The organism is Clostridium tarantellae (genome assembly GCF_009295725.1).
GTDB classification, from domain to species: Bacteria; Bacillota; Clostridia; order Clostridiales; family Clostridiaceae; genus Sarcina; species Sarcina tarantellae.
Map to the genome: position 1 here is coordinate 1 of NZ_WHJC01000287.1, position 4,198 is coordinate 4,198.

At 25.7% G+C, this 4,198-nt stretch carries 4 protein-coding genes; 1 reads left to right on the forward strand and 3 read right to left on the reverse strand.

Translation table 11 applies throughout. The features are described 5' to 3' along the window. Window positions 1-154: 154 nt before the first annotated feature. The gene (locus GBZ86_RS13240; RefSeq protein WP_327445260.1) at window positions 155-1,330 is read left to right on the forward strand and encodes a cyclopropane-fatty-acyl-phospholipid synthase family protein; all 1,176 of its coding nucleotides are present in this window, start codon (window positions 155-157) and stop codon (window positions 1,328-1,330) included. Between the two features lie 100 nt (window positions 1,331-1,430). Here GBZ86_RS13240 and GBZ86_RS13245 read toward each other — a convergent pair whose 3' ends face one another. The 3 genes from GBZ86_RS13245 to GBZ86_RS13255 form a co-directional block, all read right to left on the reverse strand. Further along, window positions 1,431-2,666 (reverse strand): dicarboxylate/amino acid:cation symporter, encoded by a 1,236-nt coding sequence (locus GBZ86_RS13245; protein ID WP_152891387.1) that lies wholly within the window; start codon window positions 2,664-2,666, stop codon window positions 1,431-1,433. Between the two features lie 189 nt (window positions 2,667-2,855). Then, window positions 2,856-3,176, reverse strand: a complete 321-nt coding sequence (locus GBZ86_RS13250) for a DUF1540 domain-containing protein (protein ID WP_152891389.1) — start codon at window positions 3,174-3,176, stop codon at window positions 2,856-2,858. Between the two features lie 46 nt (window positions 3,177-3,222). Then, entirely contained in the window at window positions 3,223-3,762 is a 540-nt protein-coding gene (locus GBZ86_RS13255; protein ID WP_152891391.1) for an NADH peroxidase, read from the reverse strand. Between the last annotated feature and the right edge of the window lie 436 nt (window positions 3,763-4,198).

Below are 4,198 nucleotides of genomic sequence, written 5' to 3' on the forward strand. Positions count from 1 at the left end.
AATTACTATTACGGAAATTATGCATTGCTTGAATTGAAAAAAAAAGCCGTATATAATAACCTTAAATTATAAGTTTTAGTAAAAAGATATAAAACTTAAGAAAGATATTTTAAAATTAATAAAATAAATATTAATTACGAAAGAAGGAATTTTTGTGGATTTAGAAAAAGTTTTTTTTAAAACCTTTTTAAAGAATTTTGATGATATTTCATTTGAAATAAAATTTTGGGATGGAGAAGACTTTTTAGTTGGAACAAAAGAACCTTTGTTTAAGGTTATTTTAAAGAAACCTATAAAGAAAAAAGATTTATTAAATAGCACATCATTAGCTTTAGGAGAAGCATATATGGATGGCACTATAGAAATAGAAGGAAATTTATTTGAAGTGCTTGATGCTATTTTAAGATATAAAGATAAATTTATAACTAATTTCAAAGCTTTACCTAAAATATTCCATAAAGCAGGATCAAAAGGTGAACAAAAAGAAGAGATTTCATATCATTATGACTTAGGAAATGATTTTTACTCTTTATGGTTAGATGAAACAATGAGTTATTCTTGTGCTTATTTTAAAGATAATAATAATTCTTTATATGAGGCTCAAATGAATAAAATTAATCATATATTAAAAAAATTAAATTTACAAGAAGGTCAAACCTTATTAGATATTGGTTGTGGATGGGGTTATTTACTAATAGAAGCAGTTAAAAAATATAAAATTAAGGGTGTTGGAATAACCTTAAGCCAAGAACAGTATAAAAAGTTTAAAGAAAGAATTGCTAAGGAGCATTTAGAAGATTATTTAGATGTTAAACTTATGGATTATAGAGATTTGAAAAAATCAAATATGAAATTTGATAGAATAGTTAGTGTAGGAATGCTTGAGCATGTTGGAAGAGAAAATTATGACTTATTTTTTAAAAATGTTAATTCAGTGTTAAATGAAAGTGGAGTATTTGTCCTTCATTATATAAGTGGATTAACTGAATCTGAGGGAGACGCATGGATTAAAAAATATATTTTCCCCGGTGGAGTTATACCAAGTTTAAGAGAAATTATAAACTTATCAGCAGATTATAATTTTTATACTGTGGATGTAGAAAGCTTAAGAAGACATTATGTTAAAACATTATTAGAATGGTATAAAAATTTTGAGGATAATATCTATAGAATATGTACAAACTTTGATGATAGATTTATAAGAATGTGGCGTTTATATTTATGTTCTTGTGCAGCTGCATTTAATAGTGGAGTTGTAGATCTTCATCAAATTCAATTTACAAAAGGTGTTAATAATAACTTACCACTTACTAGAGATTATTTATATTAATGAATTATTTTTACTTAAAGTATTTATATTAGTAAAAAGAAACAGAATTCTTGAAATTTGCAAGAGTTCTGTTTCTTTTTATAAAATATTAAATGAAATTTTACAATGTAGATTTTGAAGGATTAGTTTCACAATTAAAGTTATTCTCTATGAAAATTTCAGTATTACTAGTTTTATTTAGTTTATTAGATAAATAATCAACTATAATGGCTATAGAACCATCACAAGTTACATTAGTAGCAGTACCAAAACTATCTTGTGCTGCATGAAGAGAAATCATTATTGATTTTTCTAAACCTCCAAATCCAAGCATTGATTCAAGCAAACCTAATGCAGCCATTACTCCACCACCAGGAACTCCAGGTGCAGCTACCATTGATATTGCCAACATAAAAATAAATGGCAACATTAATTCTATAGTTGGAACTCTTCCATTCATATACATTACAGCCATAGATGTAAGAACTAAGGTAATTGTATCACCTGCTATATGAATAGTTGCAGCTAGTGGAACTACAAATTCCCTAGTATTTTTACTTACGCCATTTTTCTTTACACATTCTAATGTAATTGGAATTGTAGCAGCAGAAGACTGAGTTCCTAAAGCAGTAATATATGCAGGTAACATATTCTTTAATAGCTTTAAAGGAGAAGTATTTTTGATAATTCCAGAAATAATAAATTGAATTATTATATATGAGATTTGTAGTAAAAATAAAATTACATATACAATAGCAAATGATTTTAAAGTTGAAAATATTTCACCATTGTAGCTTAATTTTGCAAAAATACAGCATATATATACAGGAACTAATGGTATTAAAATTTTAGAAATAATTAAAGAAGTTATATAACTAAATTCTTCAGCTACTTTTAATAACATACTATTTTTTATTTTTGATATACCAATTCCAAAAATAAAAGCAAAGACTAGTGCAGACATTACACTCATAATTGGTGGAATATCTATGGTGAAAAAAGGATATAAGGAATTTGTACTTTCATTTATTAATGTAGAATTATATAGTAGTTTAGGTAATAAAGTTTTACCAGCAAAAAATGCACATATTCCTGAAAAAATAGTAGAAATATAAGCTACTAAAACAGTAATTAAAAGAGTTCCTCCAGACTTATTACCTAAAGAAGCAATTCCAGGAACTATAAATCCTATAATTATTAGTGGAATTATAAAAGATAAAAAATTTCCGAATAAGACACTAAAAGTATTTAAAGTATTTATGGGAAATGTAAAGTTGAATTTTTTACATGTTAAACCTAAAATAATTCCTAAGAATAAAAATATAAAAATTTTACTTATTAAAGATATTTTTTTCATAATATCACCTCTTTGTTCTTTGTGGAAATACATATGTATTTCATATAAGAACAATATACATTAAAAATATAATATTGTCAATATGTTAACAATATAGAGTAGTAAATTAAACTCCGTAAAACTTAGCATAATACACCAAATGTTTTACGGAGTTAATTAATAGTAATATATATTGTTTTATAAATAAAATTATTTTTTAAAATTAAAAGATGAACAATTAGTTTCAGTGTAAGCTATAGGGTTATGCCCTGTTACTGTAATACTAGGTAAATTACATAAGCTATTATCATTATATGTACAAGTATTAACTTTACATACTAAAGCAGTACAATGACTTGAATCATTTGTATTATTTGTAAGATTACCGTAAATGTTTTGACTTAAAAATGAACCACAACAAGTATTACAATCTGTTTTTGCTCCAAATCCTCCTATATCTACACGATTAGCATAGCATATTCCAGAATTATTATGAGAGCATGTATTAATAGTACAATTTATTTTTTGCATTTAGATTAACTCCTTTTTAGAAAAATAATAAAATTTAAAAATATTATTAAAAATATCTTTCAAGTAATCCTTTAAAAGCTTTTCCATGCCTAGCTTCATCTTTACACATTTCATGAACTGTATCATGTATAGCATCTAAATTATGTTTTTTTGCTAATGTAGCAAGATCTTTTTTGCCTTGGCAAGCACCGTATTCAGCTTCTACCCTAGCACTTAAATTTGCTTTAGTATCACATGTAACAACTTCACCAAGAATTTCTGCAAATTTAGAAGCATGTTCTGCTTCTTCGTAAGCAATTCTAGTGTAAGCCTCAGCTACTTCAGGATAACCTTCTCTATCAGCTTGCCTTGCCATAGCTAAATACATTCCTACTTCTGTACACTCACCAATAAAGTTAGCTCTTAGTCCTTCTATAAGTTCACTATCAATATCTTTAGCTATTCCTATATGATGTTCATCAGCCCATTGAAGTTCATTAGACATTTCTTTAAACTTATCTGGTCCTACTTTGCATATAGGACAAATTTCAGGAGGAGTATTTCCTTCGTGAATATATCCACAAACAATACAAATAAATTTTTTCATAAATATACCGTAAGTTATATTTAAAATAAATATAACTAAGGTTTCACCTGCCTTTCAAAATATAATTAATACTGTAACATTATGTACTAAATTTACTTAAATAATACATAAGGTATATGGTTTAATTATAAGAAAAGAAGATTATTTATTAAATTTCAATTAAAAAGTATCATATAAATTTTGTTTTTTAAGAATAAATTTTAAAAGGTTTGGTTAAGATATTAATGTAGCAGGATGATCACAATGTATCATTAACCTAGGCTATAAAATAAATAATATTGTTATTGTAAAAAAGATGTACGTATTATGCAATGTCATTAAGTTAAGAAAAGTTATATTGTTTATTTTAGAATTGCAAGGTATAGAAATATATCTTGCTCTTTTTTTCAGAAAAAACTTGACAAGTCTATAGAAAAATGCGGCGTAGCCCCTTAAA

Coding starts and splice junctions, on each gene's coding strand:
- GBZ86_RS13255 (WP_152891391.1), bottom strand. CDS start 3,762: ATGAAAAAATTTATTTGTATTGTTTGTGGATATATTCACGAAGGAAAT.
- GBZ86_RS13250 (WP_152891389.1), bottom strand. CDS start 3,176: ATGCAAAAAATAAATTGTACTATTAATACATGCTCTCATAATAATTCT.
- GBZ86_RS13245 (WP_152891387.1), bottom strand. CDS start 2,666: ATGAAAAAAATATCTTTAATAAGTAAAATTTTTATATTTTTATTCTTA.